Below are 15,157 nucleotides of genomic sequence, written 5' to 3' on the forward strand. Positions count from 1 at the left end.
TTTAGCAAAGACGCGATTGTTCGCGCCCGATCGCTCGCGTCTTTGCCCTCTCAATCTCCTAAATCGCGTCCGATCGCTTCTGCAAGAATTGTAGCATCTGGCACAGGGTCTGGCGTGTAGTAGCCAGCGGCTTTTTTGGCGACGATTTCGACTTGTGCGTCTGCTGGAATCCAATCTTCAGGAATGGGGATACGATCGACCACCTGAATGCCAGAATTGATAATCGCATTGTATTTCATATCGCTCATAGAAACTAAACTGTCAATTCGAGAGATCCCCAACCAGTGCAGCACGTCGGGCATTAGTTCTTGAAACCGCATATCTTGAACTCCCGCAACGCATTCAGTTCGAGCAAAATAGGCATCAGCTCGATCGCCGCCTTCCTGCCGTTTTCTGGCATTGTACACCAAAAACTTAGTCACTTCCCCCAAAGCTCTCCCTTCCTTGCGGAAGTAAACAATTACCCCAGAACCGCCGGATTGTGCCGTTTGGATGCAAATTTCCATCCCATGTACCAAATAAGGGCGGCAAGTGCAGATATCCGAACTGAAGACATCAGAACCGTTGCATTCATCGTGTACCCGTACCGCCAACTGCTTATCCGGGTCAGAAATATTCGCGACATCGCCAATAATATAAACCGTAGTTCCGCCAATTGGTGGCAAGAAAACGTGTAAGTCCGGCCGCGTCACTAAATCCGAGAACATTCCCCCTGTTTGCTCGAACAGAACACGGCGGAGGAAGCTTTCTTGGGCGCCGATCCGCCTAGCAATTCCCGGCAAATACCAAACCGGGTCGATCGCAATTTTAGTTACTGCTAAATTGCCACCTGCTTTGACTATTTTGCCATCAATTTGCACTCGTCCCTTAGCGATGGCATCTTGCAATTCCGGCATATTAATGTGAGCTTTAGTGACAGCAATCGTCGGTCGAATATCATATCCCTGCTGTAAAAATGAAGTATAAATTTCGCTGACCAAACCCCCAAAGGGATCGAGAGAAACAATCAAATTGGGATCGCCCCAACTCGGGTGCGGCCCGATGTGTGCGGCCGGAGAGGTGTTGGTAAAATCGGGGCGGTGATCTGCTTGGAGTGCGCCGGAAGCAACTGCTAGCGCGCGATAAACAGAGTAGGAACCCGAATGAGTGCCGATCGCATTCCGGTGAGACGATTTGGTGAGGCTACCAATCACAGGCCCCCGTTTCAGGGGATCGATTTCTCCCCAGTAAATGGGATGAGATTTTGTGCCGGATCTGTGGGGATGGGATGTTAAAACTATATGCTTGGGTTTTGACACAGTTGTTTTTGGCTCTTGCTATAGACGTTGCTGTTGGTTGTAAGCCGAATCGCAATCTGAAACAGTGATTCATCATACCAACAGTACATACCTCAAGGGTTGACACAATCGCGCTACACACACACAACCCTTTCTCGGCTTGGGTTTCAGGATAACAGGAGGTTTTCCTCGGATTTGATATAAGTCCTGAGTTAAATCTTGGGCAGTATAGCCAACACCAAAGACAGCACAACTGCCAAACGCCAACTTTGAAGTTTTAACAAAAGCGAAAAAAAAAGATTTGAGATTCTGGGTCGCCGACGTGCAGCCAATCTCAAATCTCAAATCTCAAATTTCAAGTCGAATATTTTTGCTCAAAACGCCTTAATTCCGGCTTTGAGGGTGACAGAATTCCATGAAAATTGCCTCACCTTCGTTGCGCGAGTCCAATTCCTGCGCTGCCCGCTTGAGATAGTTTTCCGACAGCAAGCGCCTGGAAATTTTGTGCGGTATGAACCAGCGATGGCGCCACCGCAAACAAAGCGAATAACCCACCGCTTCGGGGAAAGAATAAGTGGACTGTCGCCGAATTTCCAAACCAGCAAGTTCTCCAGCTTTACTCAGAGTTTTGGGACTGAATTGTATGAAGTTGCGGGGAAAATAAGTGCTGTGCCAGCGCCAGCCGAGCTGCCGCGCCGATTCGCAATCAGCATTCGGCACAGCCACCCAAATATAACCGTTTGGTGCCAGCAACTGCCTCATGCAGTCGAGTGTTTGCGTGGGCGAAGGTGTTGCCATCAAAACATGAGAACAGGTTATGACATCAAACTTTTCATCCGTACCATGTTGTGCGATATATTCTTCCAAAGTGCCTGTAAAAACATCGAGTCCGCTATCGCGGGCTGCCGCCGTAGCCGATACCCCAGGATCGACGCCTTTAACTTCAACTCCCAGCTTTTTTAAGACTTGAAGAAAAGAACCGCCACCGCATCCCACGTCCAACAACCGCTTGCCTACAGGGATAGGAATGTGTCGGTACTCGCCCCGCTGCCTTGCTTCTTCAACTACTCGTTCCTCATCCTCAACGGAAGTAGTGTAGCACAGATAATCTGGGGGATAATATGAAATCAATTCCTCCCATGTAGGTTGGGGATTGAGAAATCCCAAGCCGCAATCATCACAGCCGCCAACCGACCATTTCAGTGGTTCTTTAGGGGCATCGGAAGTGCCAGCTTGGTTGAGGAAACGGATATTTTGTGAATTGCAAACCGGGCAATTTTTCAGTTGTAGCATGGTAGCTTTTCTAGGATTTTAACAATCTGTTACAAGATAGACCGATCGACTGGTGAAAAATTTAGGCTACAGGTAGTTTTACTGAATAGATGCTTGGTTTCCCGATCGAATTTTTAGCCTAATGGGATATAGTAATTTATTATAACTACTTCTTAGCATCACGACGAACTATTTTTCAGTAGATTTATAATAAGTGGTATAATTTTAAACCTAGATTAAAAAAATTGAGATTTTCAGCAGCAACTGCGCTGTCAATTTTAAATCTTAAATGCACTATTTTTGCTCTCAACAGCTTAATCTCAGGTTCCAGGATGGCAAAACTCCATGATAATTGCCTCGCCTTCGTTGCGCGAGTCCAATTCCTTTGTCTTCCGCTTGATCAGTTCGTCATTAATAAGTAAGTTGGTAACTTTGTGCGGTACAAACCAGCGATATCGCCGCCACAAACAGATCGAATAAATCAGCGACTCTGGCAAAGAGTAGGTATAATTTCGCTGAATTACCAAACCCGCCTTTTCTCCGGCTAAACCCAAGGTTTTTGGAGTGTAATTGATCAAATATATAAGGATAATCGGTACTGTGCCAGCGCCAGCCCAGCTTGCGCCCGTATTCGCTATCAGCATTCGGTACAGCTACCCAAATGTAACCGTTTGGTGCCAGCAACTGCCTCATACCATCTAGTGTTTCAACGGGAAAAGGCGTTGCCCCCAAAACGTGGGAACAAAGTATGACATCAAACTTTTCGTCACTACCATTCTTAGCAATGTATTCTTCTACAGTGCCTGTGAAAACATCGATACCGCATTCCCGGGCTGCTGCTGCTGAGGAACTAGGCTCAATTCCTGCCACCTCAACTCCGAGTTTTTTGAAGACTTGAAGAAAAGAACCTCCGCCGCATCCTACGTCTAACAACCGCTTGCCTACAGGGATGGGAATGTGTCGGTATTCATTGAGTTCTTTTGCTTCTTTTACTACATCTTCTTCATCAGAGACGTAAGTGTTATAGCACTGCCAGCCCGACGGGTAATAATCGCTCAATTCATCCCATGTAGGACGGGGATTCACGAATACTAAGCTGCAGTCTGCACATCGGTCAACTGGCCATTTGGGAGGCTCTTTCGGTTTGCGTGCAGTGCCTGCCATGTACTGGTAGCTGATATTCTTGGAACTACAAACCGGGCAGTTAGTGTATTTTTGCATGATGGGGTTTCTAAATTTGTACACTTTTTAATGGCTGTAGAGCAACCATAACTTTTGACGATTTGTTGGGCAGGTAGAATGTACGCCTGCTGTGGCGATCATCGCCAACTAGATTTATTTGCATTCTCAGTATTCTAGATAATCGGCTTGTTTGCGTAAGATGACTTAAAAAGTGAGGATCTACTATTTGTCGTGTCAGGGTTATACTGAGAATGTAGCCGGGCGCACAAATGCCACCAATCGCCTATTAACGATGCTTTTTGGTCGCATTTTTTGGGGGCGCTGAAGTATTAATCTAAAGATTAACTCATAAATTGAATGTTGCCAAGTACCTCTACTTATTTGCTAAAAAATGCTGGCGTGCCGATGTCTATCTCTGAGGCGCAATCGATCGCACTTAACCCCAATCGGGCCTCCGTCACACACACTGGCGAGGGTGTGTGTTTGGTGGATGTGAAAATTGCAGCGGGTACGATCGCCCAAATTATCCCAGCAGGTACAAAACCTGTATCCTCCTCTGGAGATATCCCAGTTGTAGATTTGCAGGGCGGCTTAGTTTGGCCTTGTTTTGTGGATATGCACACCCATTTAGACAAAGGCCACATTTGGGAACGATCGCCCAATCCCGATGGAACTTTTGCCAGGGCGATCGACACAGTACGCGCTGATGCCGAAAAAAACTGGAATGCAGACGATGTTTACCAGCGAATGCAGTTTGGCCTCAAGTGCAGCTACGCCCACGGAACCAAAGCCATCCGCACTCACATCGACAGTGCGGGCGAACAGGGAACCGTTAGTTTGGGAGTATTTGAAGCGCTGCAAACCGAATGGGGCGATCGGCTAATTTTGCAAGCAGTTTCCCTAGTTTCCCTCGACTATTTTTTGACACCAGCCGGCGAAAAACTAGCCGACAAAATTGCCCAAATCGGCGGCATACTCGGCGGCGTCGCCTACATGAATCCCGATTTAGACAAACAACTCGATCGCGTCTTTAGCTTAGCCCAAGAACGCGGTTTAAACCTCGACTTCCACACCGACGAAACCGACGATCCAGAATCAGTAACACTGCGGGAAGTAGCAAAAACGGCTATTCGCCATGAATTTAGCGGTCAAATAATCTGCGGGCACTGCTGTAGTTTAGCCGTACAACCACCAGATTTAGTAACAGAAACTTTGACATTAGTCAAGGCAGCAAATATTGGCATTGTCAGCTTACCGATGTGCAACCTTTATTTGCAAGACAGACAATCTGGGCGTACACCGCGCTGGCGGGGAGTGACGCTGCTGCACGAACTAAAAGCAGCAGGAATTCCCGTTGTAGTTGCTAGCGACAATTGTCGCGATCCGTTTTACGGATTTGGCGATCACGATGTTTTGGAAGTCTTTAATATGTCAGTCCGCATAGCCCATTTAGATAGGCCTTGGGAAGATTGGCCGCGAACAGTCACAACAACACCAGCAGATTTGATGGGATTGCCGAATTTAGGACGAATAGGAGTTGGTTTACCCGCAGACTTGATTTTATTTAAGGCGCGGAATTTCAGCGAATTGTTATCTAGGTCGCAGCGCGATCGCACAGTTTTGCGGCAGGGTAGAGAAATTGATACAACATTGCCCGATTACCGCGAACTAGACGACTTGTTGTAAGTTAGGTAAGGTGCGTAAGGCGCACCCTACTTCTCTTCTCTTCTTTTCTCTTCCTTCGTGTCCTTTGCGTCTTCGCGGTTCGTTCAAAAAAAATCTCTTTCACAACGGATTCTTGAAAGTTGCCATCTTGTCAATCTGCAACGGATTTGATATAAATATAAACGCTGATGCGATCAAGGGTGTTTTAAGTGAAAGCAGTTATTTTATTATCGGGAGGGCTGGATTCCTCAACAGTTTTGTATCAAGCCAAGGCCGACGGCTGCGAGTGTTACGCGATTTCCTTTGACTACCAGCAAAGACATCGGCGGGAGTTGGAATTAGCAAGGGCGATCGCACTTTCGGCCGGTGTTAAGGCACATCAGATAGTAAACTTTGACCTGACGCTTTGGGGCGGTTCGGCTTTGACGGATAATGAGATTGAATTGCCGATCGATCGCAATCTGGCAGAAATGTCCCAAAACATCCCCAGTACCTACGTTCCTGCTAGAAATACCATCTTTCTCAGTTTTGCCCTCGCCTACGCAGAAACTCTACAAGCCCAGCGAATTTATATCGGCGTCAACGCTTTAGATTATTCCGGCTATCCCGACTGTCGCCTCGATTACATCCAAGCCATGCAGGAAGTATTTCGGTTAGGAACAAAGCAGGGAAGAAAAGGAGAAGCTATTAATATTATAACACCTTTGATCGAACTTAAAAAAACAGAAATTATTCAATTAGGCAACAAGTTGGGAGTGCCTTGGGAGCAAACTTGGTCTTGTTATGCAGGCGGCGAAACTGCCTGCGGTGTTTGCGATTCTTGTCGGCTGCGGCTGGCTGCTTTTGAGGAACTGGGGTTGAAAGATCCGGTGCCTTACGGTTAAACATTACTTACGCACGGGTGGTCAAAAACCGGGTTTGCTATAATACATTACAGATGGCAGAAGCGACAAAAAACCCGGTTTCTTATGAATGCAATCGATCGGCTCACTCCAGAACAAGAGGCTTTGATTCCGGTATATCGGGAGAAATGGAGAGCGATCGCACTTTCTACCGAACCAATCGATCGGCAAAAAGCTGCAGAAGCGGTAACAGCAGCCTACGCATTGTTAGGTAAAAAACCACCTCTCATCCTTTTTTGCGATAGTCCTTATGCGTCGTTTCATCCTACTTTTAGTCAAATGGAAAGTTTGTTTTGGAATGACCCGTGGCAGCAACCGGATGGGCTACTGGATTGGCAACTGGATTTGCAACTGGATTGGCAACTGCGCAGACAACTTACCACACTTTTAGGGAAGCATCACCTGAAAAGTAAATTAGTTAGAAGATTGAACCGTGAATTGCTAAATCCAGAGATACAGGAATTAGAAGTGCAACTGATGCGTCAATTAGAAAGTCAACTAGCATACCAGCCGATTACCTACTTTCCATCAGAAAGATTAGCTCATTACTTTCCATCAGGAATATTAACTGGTTTGGGCAGTTTTTTAGATTTTTATATTTCGGTGTTAAATTGCCCTTACAATAAAAGAAAATGGTCTATATATCAGTCTTTAGCCAAGTATTGTGGCTGGATTGTTCCTTTTAAGAGGGTTTGCTTTATCTGCGATCGTCCTACAATTCTTTCTTTCGACAATCAACAACGACTGCACGCTGTAGGTTCTCCAGCTATTCTGTTTAAAGATGGCTTCAAAGTGTATGCAGTTAATGGGGTGAGAGTGCCGGAACTATACGGAAAACAGCATCCTTCTCAATGGCGTGCAGATTGGCTTTTATCAGAGAGAAATGCAGAAGTAAAACGAGTTTTAATTCAAGGCATTGGTTACGCTAGAATATGTCAAGAGTTACAAGCAACTGAATTAGACTCTTGGCAAGAATACACGTTACTCAAAATTGATATAATGGAGATTTTTGAGGGTGCATGGGGTTATGAGGAGGAAAAGCATATGCACTTATTAAACATGACTTGTCCTAGCACCAGATACATTCATGCACTTCGAGTTCCCCCTGACATTACATCCGCAAGAGAGGCAATTAGTTGGGTAAATTGGGGAATCGATCCAGAAGAGTTTTCCCTCCAAACTTAAGTTATTATAAAGAGAAATTAAGTATTTTGACTCATTCACTCTCTACACTTTGTTCTTAATCTCGATACTCGGCCTTTAAATCAAAATCTCAACTAGAAAATTTCGCCACACCTCTCAACCCGTTATTCGATCGCCCTTTGCCCACAAATTCCCCATCCGCTGCTGCAACTTCACCCAAAGTTCGATCGCGCGCAGCCCCATCCAGCAACTGAATTTGAATTTGATCCAACCGCGACCCGCACACAGAAACCACCGTAAGTTCCGCATTTTCGCTGCACCAAACTTCCCCAACAGCCGGCATTCTTTGCAACTGATAACTCAGAAAACCTCCAATTGTCTGATATTCGTCAGTTACTGGTAAATCCAAATTCAATATTTGATTCACATCATCTACATTTAACTGCGCTTGCACTAAAAAAGTGCGATCGTCCAATACTTGCAAAGCAATTTCTTTACTGTCGGGCGACTCGTAGCTGCGGCCGATAATTTCCGCAATCAAATCACTCAGCGTCACTAACCCGGAAATGCCGCCAAATTCATCGACGACGATCGCAATTTCTTCCGACGAACTCTGCATCAAAGGCAGCAGTTCCCCCAGCAGCATCATCTCCGGCACAAACCTCACCGAACGCATCCAAGTTACAATTTCCGTGTCGGGAGATAGCAAACCTTCAGCTAAGGGTTTCGCAAGTTGTTTGAAACCAATAATGCCAATAATATCGTCTAAAGAATCTCCCGTCACGGGATAGCGGGAATGGTTGGAAATTGCCATTTCGTCGAGCAAAGTTTGAAAGGTAGCCGTCTTCGGAAGTGCGATAATGTTCGGCCTCGGCACCATTACTTCTTCTACCCAAACTTCGCCAAATTCAAACACGTTGTTGAGCAATTCTCGCTTTTCTGCTTCCAAGCCGCTGGATTCGCTGGAAGTAGCTATAATTAATTGCAGTTCTTCGGGAGTAACCGGCCGATGTCTTAGATCGTATTCGATGCCCGCAAACCGCAAAAGCGATCGAGTAGATTGATTGAGAAGCGACACAAAGGGCTTGAACAAACGGGCAATCAATAAACTCGGAGGCCCTAAACTTCTGGCTAGCTGTTCGGAATGCAGCAACGCTACAGATTTGGGAAAGAGTTCGCCCAGTACGATTTGCAGGTAAGCTAGCAACAAAAAAGTTACTATTGGTATGCTAAAAGAATGGGCGATCGCAGACTTGATGTAAATTGGCAGTGGCAAATAGCCGATCGACATTCGGACTAGCACGGCGATCGTCTCTTCCCCAATCCAGCCCAGAGCTAAACTAGAAAGAGTGATTCCCAACTGCATTGTCGAGAGCAATCGCTCAATACTTTGCTGCAAAGATTGCACAGTTAGAGCTGCAATGTCGCCAGCCTCTACTAACTGATTGATGCGCGATCGGCGTACCGTCACCATCGAAAACTCAGCCGCCACAAAAAAAGCATTAATCGCAATCAGCAACAGCACTGACAGCAACCGCGACAGCACCTCTGTCCAACTCATCGCGGGTAAATCAGATATCTCCTGCACTCTCGCCCCTAAAAGTGACACAATGCTCCCTAAAAAAACTTTCTCGATCAAACGTGAGAATCCCTTTGGAGGTTTTGCTCCTTTTGTTTTACTTCGCCACTGGAATGCCAGATATTTGCAACTGAAGTTTTTGACCTGGATAATCTGTCAGCGTCAACGAAACTTCCTTAGCATTTTCCAGCAAAGCTGTGGGAATACTCACCGTACCGTAAAACACCTGCCCGTTGGGGGGGAGTTCCGACGGCAAATCTTCGGCAGTCGCGCTCAGGGCCCGGCCACGATCGTCAGTGACGTTCAAGAAACTGTAGAGAAACCTCACAGCTTGGGAGCCTTCATTTTTCATGCTCACGTCTAGCAGCATGGAATTGTTGCGCTGACTGGCCGCGCTCACTTCCAAGGTTATTCCCCCGTCGCGACTGTTCAGAGGGAACTTGGCGCTGGCATTTGGCGCGGCCGGTTTTTTGGCCGTGGCTGGTTTAGAGCTTGCCTTGTCTGCTTTAGTATTTGCCCCGGCCGTTGTTTTGTCTGGATCGCGACCTTCTACCCGCGCTTTGACGGTTGTGAGAATGTCTTTTTCTTTCAAAATGCTTACTTGGTCTTTGCTAGCCTGAGTTCCCTGCTTGCCGCTACCAGCATTGTTGCTGGGGCGAATATCGGGTTGAGTCGTTCCTTTCAAGGCTTCGCGACCTATAGTAAATCCCCAAACAGAACTCGTCACGCCTGCTCCAAACATCAGAGCGAGCAGAATTAGAGTCAGCACTACTGTCGAATTCACTGCCATTGCCTATAACGTTTATGCCGAGTCGTAGAAACTGCTTTGTCCGGTCGATCGGCTTCAGCACAACGGCTAACAGGCGATCGGGACTCAGCAGATCTAAAGATTTTGATTTTTGTTCTCTAGTTCTAGCACGGACTGAGAAATTATGTTATCATTCATTTTTAGTTAGATCGAACAAATCGATTTAACGGCAGTTGGCCGAGCGGTTTAGGCAGCGAACTCATAATTCGCCCCAGGCAGGTTCAACTCCTGCACTGCCGATTTAAAATCAATCACGACGCTCCACGCTCTGGCTAAAAACCAGGTTTCTTCCCAGATACCAGTTTTGGAAGGATTGCGGCTAGAAACCGGGTTTCTACGAAAAATTTGCGACCAGTAACGAAAAATATCCGAATAAAGTAGGTTTGTGATTTCGTAAGTGCGATCGCCAACTAGAAATTTGGTCGATCGCAATCTGTTAAGCTCGCACTGCACTCGGAAAATTATTATTCTGATAAAGGTCAACAATATCAACCTTTAATTAACTCCACTCCGTCGCGCCCGTCGAGCTCTTGAACGTAAACCTTAACTTGTTCTTCCTTTGCAGTCGGCAACTTTTTACCCGTAAAATCCGGCTGAATCGGTACTTCTCGGTGGCCACGATCAACTAATACCGCCAACCAAATTTTCTCCGGCCGCCCGTAATCATTTACCGCATTCAAAGCCGCTCGAGTCGTTCTGCCCTTATATATAACGTCATCTACCAACACCACAGTTTTGCCCGTCAAATCGAAAGGAATTTCTGTTTTAGCCGGTGTCCGCATCGCAACTCGATCCAAGTCATCTCGGTAAAACGTAATATCCAAAGCGCCCACGGGTACTTTGACTTGTTCGAGAACTTCAATTTGATCGGCCAAAATTTGAGCTAAAGGCACTCCTCTACTATGAATGCCCAACAGCACTAACTCCGAGGGATTCCCGGATTTTTCGACAATCTGGGAAGCGACGCGGGTGAGAGTGCGCCTCACTTCATCAGGGGATAAAATTTTGATAATTTTAGTCATGGGTTGCTGCGAGCTAATTGTTGGCTGTTGGCGGATCGAACAATTTTAGATTTTAGATTTTAGATTTTAGATTTTAGACTGACTTGACAAATGAGACATCTTGCATTCATTCGCTCTCCATCGCAAAATATCTGCGTTTATCTGTGTTTATCTGCCATTATCTGCGGTTTATTTATCAATCAAAGATTTGTGCAATTGCTCGTCTATGAATCTGGGAGTGGAACGATTTGGGATTTGAGCTTTGAGATTTTAGATTGACTTGATAGATGAATCTGGGGGTGGGAACTACTAACGTCAAAACTTTTTTGGCTCTCCCAGACTCCTGTTGAGAGCTTGTATCTGTGGTCGGGTGCAGTCAGCAGTTACCGGCTCAAACATAATAAGCTATAAACAAGCAATGATAGTCCCAACCAAATCAGAAAGCAATACCGAGTTAATTGCAATGCTTGGCAAATTAGCGGCGCTGTGATAGGGTGAATCGGCTCGCCTAACAGCGGTTTGTGTTTGAGAACTCCGCGATAGGAATTAGTACCTCCTAGTTGCACTCCCAAGATGGCGGCGTAAACGCACTCGCTCCAACCGGAATTGGGACTGGCATCTTTAACAGCATCTCTCTGACAAATTTGCCAAATGTAAATCGGTTTGCCCGATATAACGGCTAAAGTAATCACTGTTAGCCGGCAAGGAATCCACGTCAGCACGTCTTCTAGTTTGGCGCTAAACCATCCTAAATCTGTGTATGGCGCTTCTTTGTAGCCGATCGTAGAATCTAATGTGCTGGCTGCTTTGTAAGCGATCGCCAAGGGGACTATAGCACTCGCCCACATCGAGTTAGGATCGATCAGGGAAGCGGTAACACTTAATAATAGATGTGGCAGAGCGAACCCAAGTAAGGCATAAAATAGCGGTGCTGTCACACCATCGACTGCATTCTCTGTTACAGTTTCTAACAATGCTCGCAGAATTTCTGGCTCGGATAAGTTTTCGGTATCCCGGCCGACGTAAAGACTCAACCTTTCTCGCGCCTTGACTAAATCTCCAACATTTAAAGGTGCTAGCACATCCTCTGCTGCCGCCCTCAAACTGCGACCTGCAAAACAGCTTGCCAGCAAAATGGTCTGTATGGCAATACCTAAAAGAGGATGCACCCAACTAGCAGCTTGGACGATCGACCAACTGACAGTATAACTGCCTACAATCAGCCCGATCGCTAGTATTGTACCAGCACATCGTAGCAGCAGTTTGTGCGACTCGCCAGCGGGACGATCCTCTGCTTCAGGCATTTTGCCTGGGGGATTATTCCATATATTAAAGACAAGTCGAGTATAGCGCTCGATCGCCCAACCCATCGCCTGCACCGGATGTGGCCAACCCCAAGGATCGCCGATCGAATAATCCAACACCGCAGCTAAAATCAAAACAGGAAATTCATCCGGCATCATTATATATTGTGTCAAACTTGATAGTCCGGCCAAACAGGAGCGCTCCCAATGGTAGCGCAGGTTTTAACTACTCCTACCCTTGCGGACTTTGATTCTTTAGCTGCAATTTTAACTGCTGAGATTACTTTCGTCGCGGAGCAAGTGTACGTTCTCCTCCCAATTAACACCGTCAAAGGGTAGGATCTGAAAGTTTTTGAGGGCATCTGAGTCAAGACAGCGGACGTTGACATCGAAATGATCGGGATGCGATCGGGGGCGATAGAACGAGTGAATGCCGCAAATTCGGCAGAAAGTATGTTGAGCAGTTCCTGTATTAAATGTATAGGTGGTCAAAACATCTTCGCCACTGAGCAAGGTAAAACGTTCCGGCGGCACAATGAGGTGCAAAAATCCCTTCTTTTTACAGATAGAGCAGTTGCAATCAGATGCTTCGTGTTTGTCAACGCCGACACGGAAGCGGACAGCTCCGCAGTGACAGCCACCAAAGTAGGTAACAAGTGTTGTGTCCATGTGTGTTTGCTGGCGATCGAATGAATGAACTTACCATTTAAATGATAAAGCTAGTTTCTTCCCCAAGAGCCGCTTGCCAACTGCGGACATCATAGTATAAGTCTTCGAGGGAAATAGTGTACAGCGCTTCGGCAAGTTTTTTGTGCAATCGGTTCCACAAACTGAATGTTACCCAGTCCTCTGCTTGCGTCGCGTCTGGAAAATGTCGAGGTAAAGGTTCAATAGTTTCACCTACAGCCTCTAAGATTTGTCCTAAAGAGATTTGAGCTGGCTGGCGGGCTAATTGATATCCTCCTTGGGAACCCCGAACAGATTGGACTAAACCGGCTCGTCGCATTTCAATCAGCAATTTTTCTAGATACGGAGCAGGTAACTCCTGTCGCTTCGCTATCGATTTCACCGATGTCGGGCCAAAGCGAGGTTGCAAACTTAGATCCAGTAATGCTTTGACACTGTAGTGTCCGCGTGTGGTTAACTTCATGGGATTTTAAGAGCGGGGCAAATATTCAGCTAGCTGATAGCTGATAGCTTATGCTACCGAGTTTAGAGATTGCTCGCACCGACGGCAGCTACTCCTTAAGAAAGACTGCAGGTTGTTAAAAATATTTAGATAATAGTGGTTAACAATTGAGCCGATCGGTGTAATATGGTTTTACGACCAGCTATAAAGCTAAAGTTTCTTGGTCAAACCAAAAACCAACCGAGAAAAAATCCGTACACCAGTTGAATATTTCAGGACTCAGTAAATGGCTAAAAAGAAAAATATCGAACCCCTTGAAGGCGAAGATCTGATCAAAAAGGTCAAAGACCTAGAGAACCTTACCAAGGAAGAAAAAGCTAGAGCCTGTGGCTACTACACCGTTACCAAGAACGGCGTAGAACGGGTCAACATGATGAAATTCCTGAATGCGCTGATTGATGCAGAAGGCATTCAGCTAGACGGGAAGCAAAACGGCAATGGACGCGGCGGACGCTCTGCCAGCTATCGGATTAGCGTTCAATCTAACGGCAACTTACTGATTGGAGCGGCCTACACCAAACAGATGGAACTCCAGCCAGGAGATGAATTTGAAATCTCTCTGGGACGCAAGCACATTCACCTGCGCCAAATTGATCGAGAAGAAGAAGTAGCCTAGGCCTTTACGACTTGCTTTGACTTCTTGCTTGAACTGGTTGGTTTGACTTCAAGTATTGACTGCAAGCAGAGAATTGGCTCTGAAATCTTTCTGTGAGCCTAAAACAGTATGGCTTCTATAGATGGCAATGGCTCGACAAAAGCCACTGCCACCGCTTTATATTTTCCGGGAATACCTATTCTCGCCCCTCGCTATATCCGTTTGGACAAGCGGGGGATTTTCCGCATAGTTGTTGAAGAGAAGTTCGGCAGCCAATTGTGTACGGGATTTAACGGATGTAATTGATGAACCGAAGAGGGTTGAACGAAGAATTAGGTTTGGTTGAGCTAGGAAACCCACCAAAGTAAGAAAATGGCGGAGGTATTCTCAGCTAACAGTGCGTCATACCAGTTTAAAAAAAGAATGCAACTGTAGCGAAGCTCGAAAGCACGATCTTCATCATTCATATCAATTCCGGTTGCACCGGAATGATATACTGAAAGAGCATCAAGAATGCAATGAGGACAATTTATGCCTAAACGCCTAAAGTTGGAACCCCATCAAACCCCCTCGGAGTTGTCTAAACTTTATCGTCAAGCGTCAGATCCAATTGAACGGACGCGCTACCAAATAATTTGGCTTTTGGCAACTGGACGAGAGACAGAAGATGTCGCGGATGTCACGGGTTACTGCCGTAACTGTATATATCGCTTAGTTCGTCGCTACAATCAATTAGGTGCTAAGGGGTTGAAAGACCAACGTCATCAACATCCGGGCACTCCACCTTTACTCTCTGTTGTAGAACAAGCACAACTTTTGCAAATTTTACAAGCTCCTCCCGCTGATGGAGGATTATGGAACAGTCGTAAAGTTGCTGAGTGGATAGGTAATTTACTTGACCGTCCAATCAGCGTACAAAGGGGTTGGGACTATCTACGTTCGGCGTGAGTTTCGGTTACGGATACCGAGACCTGAACACGACCTAGCTGACCTTGAAGTCCAAGAAGCTTGGAAAAAAAACTGCGAACGCAAGCTAAACGAATTCAACAGCAGCATCCACTAGCAGCAGTAGAAGTGTGGGAAATGGATGAGCATCGTCTCGGACTAAAGCCGGGTGCATCTCACTTTTGCGAATGTGTCACAAAAGAGTTAAAATGAAAAACCTAGTAAAATCGTCAAATAAAGATGAGGTAAATAAAATGACACCATCAGACCAACAACAGCTAAAAGCCCACTTAAA

15 protein-coding genes and 1 tRNA gene are annotated in these 15,157 nt (G+C 46.1%); 7 read left to right on the forward strand and 9 right to left on the reverse strand.

All coding sequences use genetic code 11. The features are described 5' to 3' along the window. Nucleotides 1-50 precede the first annotated feature (50 nt). The 3 genes from QUA40_RS05125 to QUA40_RS05135 all read right to left on the reverse strand — a co-directional run bounded on the left by QUA40_RS05125 (nucleotide 51) and on the right by QUA40_RS05135 (nucleotide 3,770). On the reverse strand, nucleotides 51-1,298 hold the full coding sequence (locus QUA40_RS05125; protein WP_333122364.1) for a GTP cyclohydrolase II: 1,248 nt from the start codon (nucleotides 1,296-1,298) through the stop codon (nucleotides 51-53). A 363-nt stretch (nucleotides 1,299-1,661) separates the two neighbouring features. Then, entirely contained in the window at nucleotides 1,662-2,570 is a 909-nt protein-coding gene (locus tag QUA40_RS05130; protein ID WP_333122367.1) for a class I SAM-dependent methyltransferase, read from the reverse strand. 390 nt (nucleotides 2,571-2,960) lie between these two features. After that, complete coding sequence (locus tag QUA40_RS05135; RefSeq protein ID WP_333122369.1) at nucleotides 2,961-3,770, reverse strand: class I SAM-dependent methyltransferase; 810 nt, start codon at nucleotides 3,768-3,770, stop codon at nucleotides 2,961-2,963. Between the two features lie 318 nt (nucleotides 3,771-4,088). On the opposite strand from QUA40_RS05135, the gene QUA40_RS05140 reads away from it, so the two are divergent. The 3 genes from QUA40_RS05140 (at nucleotide 4,089) to QUA40_RS05150 (ending at nucleotide 7,483) form a co-directional block, all read left to right on the forward strand. After that, the gene (locus tag QUA40_RS05140; RefSeq protein ID WP_333122372.1) at nucleotides 4,089-5,417 is read left to right on the forward strand and encodes a cytosine deaminase; all 1,329 of its coding nucleotides are present in this window, start codon (nucleotides 4,089-4,091) and stop codon (nucleotides 5,415-5,417) included. Nucleotides 5,418-5,605: 188 nt separating this feature from the next. Further along, complete coding sequence (queC, locus tag QUA40_RS05145; RefSeq protein WP_333122375.1) at nucleotides 5,606-6,280, forward strand: 7-cyano-7-deazaguanine synthase QueC; 675 nt, start codon at nucleotides 5,606-5,608, stop codon at nucleotides 6,278-6,280. A gap of 84 nt (nucleotides 6,281-6,364) precedes the next feature. Further along, the gene (locus QUA40_RS05150; RefSeq protein ID WP_333122378.1) at nucleotides 6,365-7,483 is read left to right on the forward strand and encodes a DUF6745 domain-containing protein; all 1,119 of its coding nucleotides are present in this window, start codon (nucleotides 6,365-6,367) and stop codon (nucleotides 7,481-7,483) included. 88 nt (nucleotides 7,484-7,571) lie between these two features. Here QUA40_RS05150 and QUA40_RS05155 read toward each other — a convergent pair whose 3' ends face one another. Next, nucleotides 7,572-9,002: a hemolysin family protein gene (locus tag QUA40_RS05155; protein ID WP_333122400.1), complete on the reverse strand. Its 1,431-nt coding sequence runs from the start codon at nucleotides 9,000-9,002 to the stop codon at nucleotides 7,572-7,574. 115 nt (nucleotides 9,003-9,117) lie between these two features. Further along, entirely contained in the window at nucleotides 9,118-9,810 is a 693-nt protein-coding gene (locus tag QUA40_RS05160) for a hypothetical protein (RefSeq protein WP_333122380.1), read from the reverse strand. Nucleotides 9,811-9,995: 185 nt separating this feature from the next. Here QUA40_RS05160 and QUA40_RS05165 point away from each other — a divergent pair. Next, nucleotides 9,996-10,068 (forward strand) — tRNA-Ile (locus QUA40_RS05165). Between the two features lie 248 nt (nucleotides 10,069-10,316). Here the strand turns inward: QUA40_RS05165 and pyrR are convergent. The 4 genes from pyrR to QUA40_RS05185 all read right to left on the reverse strand — a co-directional run bounded on the left by pyrR (nucleotide 10,317) and on the right by QUA40_RS05185 (nucleotide 13,283). Beyond that, complete coding sequence (gene pyrR, locus QUA40_RS05170; RefSeq protein ID WP_333122383.1) at nucleotides 10,317-10,850, reverse strand: bifunctional pyr operon transcriptional regulator/uracil phosphoribosyltransferase PyrR; 534 nt, start codon at nucleotides 10,848-10,850, stop codon at nucleotides 10,317-10,319. 362 nt (nucleotides 10,851-11,212) lie between these two features. Next, on the reverse strand, nucleotides 11,213-12,292 hold the full coding sequence (cbiB, locus tag QUA40_RS05175) for an adenosylcobinamide-phosphate synthase CbiB (protein ID WP_333122403.1): 1,080 nt from the start codon (nucleotides 12,290-12,292) through the stop codon (nucleotides 11,213-11,215). Between the two features lie 108 nt (nucleotides 12,293-12,400). Further along, nucleotides 12,401-12,802, reverse strand: coding sequence for a GFA family protein (locus tag QUA40_RS05180; RefSeq protein WP_333122384.1), 402 nt, complete (start codon nucleotides 12,800-12,802; stop codon nucleotides 12,401-12,403). Nucleotides 12,803-12,839: 37 nt separating this feature from the next. Next, on the reverse strand, nucleotides 12,840-13,283 hold the full coding sequence (locus tag QUA40_RS05185) for an Rrf2 family transcriptional regulator (protein ID WP_333122386.1): 444 nt from the start codon (nucleotides 13,281-13,283) through the stop codon (nucleotides 12,840-12,842). A gap of 265 nt (nucleotides 13,284-13,548) precedes the next feature. Here QUA40_RS05185 and QUA40_RS05190 point away from each other — a divergent pair, with 265 nt between their 5' ends. The 3 genes from QUA40_RS05190 to QUA40_RS05200 all read left to right on the forward strand — a co-directional run bounded on the left by QUA40_RS05190 (nucleotide 13,549) and on the right by QUA40_RS05200 (nucleotide 14,865). After that, nucleotides 13,549-13,938: an AbrB family transcriptional regulator gene (locus QUA40_RS05190; protein ID WP_333060228.1), complete on the forward strand. Its 390-nt coding sequence runs from the start codon at nucleotides 13,549-13,551 to the stop codon at nucleotides 13,936-13,938. 108 nt (nucleotides 13,939-14,046) lie between these two features. After that, nucleotides 14,047-14,223: a hypothetical protein gene (locus tag QUA40_RS05195; RefSeq protein ID WP_333122389.1), complete on the forward strand. Its 177-nt coding sequence runs from the start codon at nucleotides 14,047-14,049 to the stop codon at nucleotides 14,221-14,223. A 225-nt stretch (nucleotides 14,224-14,448) separates the two neighbouring features. Further along, nucleotides 14,449-14,865: a helix-turn-helix domain-containing protein gene (locus QUA40_RS05200; protein WP_333122392.1), complete on the forward strand. Its 417-nt coding sequence runs from the start codon at nucleotides 14,449-14,451 to the stop codon at nucleotides 14,863-14,865. The last annotated feature ends 292 nt before the right edge of the window (nucleotides 14,866-15,157 follow it).

It is taken from the genome of Microcoleus sp. Pol11C3 (genome assembly GCF_036701485.1).
Classification (GTDB): domain Bacteria; phylum Cyanobacteriota; class Cyanobacteriia; order Cyanobacteriales; family Microcoleaceae; genus Microcoleus.

Coding starts and splice junctions, on each gene's coding strand:
- QUA40_RS05130 (WP_333122367.1), bottom strand. CDS start 2,570: ATGCTACAACTGAAAAATTGCCCGGTTTGCAATTCACAAAATATCCGT.
- QUA40_RS05135 (WP_333122369.1), bottom strand. CDS start 3,770: ATGCAAAAATACACTAACTGCCCGGTTTGTAGTTCCAAGAATATCAGC.
- QUA40_RS05140 (WP_333122372.1), top strand. CDS start 4,089: ATGTTGCCAAGTACCTCTACTTATTTGCTAAAAAATGCTGGCGTGCCG.
- QUA40_RS05150 (WP_333122378.1), top strand. CDS start 6,365: ATGAATGCAATCGATCGGCTCACTCCAGAACAAGAGGCTTTGATTCCG.
- QUA40_RS05155 (WP_333122400.1), bottom strand. CDS start 9,002: ATGAGTTGGACAGAGGTGCTGTCGCGGTTGCTGTCAGTGCTGTTGCTG.
- QUA40_RS05160 (WP_333122380.1), bottom strand. CDS start 9,810: ATGGCAGTGAATTCGACAGTAGTGCTGACTCTAATTCTGCTCGCTCTG.
- pyrR (WP_333122383.1), bottom strand. CDS start 10,850: ATGACTAAAATTATCAAAATTTTATCCCCTGATGAAGTGAGGCGCACT.
- cbiB (WP_333122403.1), bottom strand. CDS start 12,292: ATGATGCCGGATGAATTTCCTGTTTTGATTTTAGCTGCGGTGTTGGAT.
- QUA40_RS05180 (WP_333122384.1), bottom strand. CDS start 12,802: ATGGACACAACACTTGTTACCTACTTTGGTGGCTGTCACTGCGGAGCT.
- QUA40_RS05185 (WP_333122386.1), bottom strand. CDS start 13,283: ATGAAGTTAACCACACGCGGACACTACAGTGTCAAAGCATTACTGGAT.
- QUA40_RS05190 (WP_333060228.1), top strand. CDS start 13,549: ATGGCTAAAAAGAAAAATATCGAACCCCTTGAAGGCGAAGATCTGATC.
- QUA40_RS05195 (WP_333122389.1), top strand. CDS start 14,047: ATGGCTTCTATAGATGGCAATGGCTCGACAAAAGCCACTGCCACCGCT.
- QUA40_RS05200 (WP_333122392.1), top strand. CDS start 14,449: ATGCCTAAACGCCTAAAGTTGGAACCCCATCAAACCCCCTCGGAGTTG.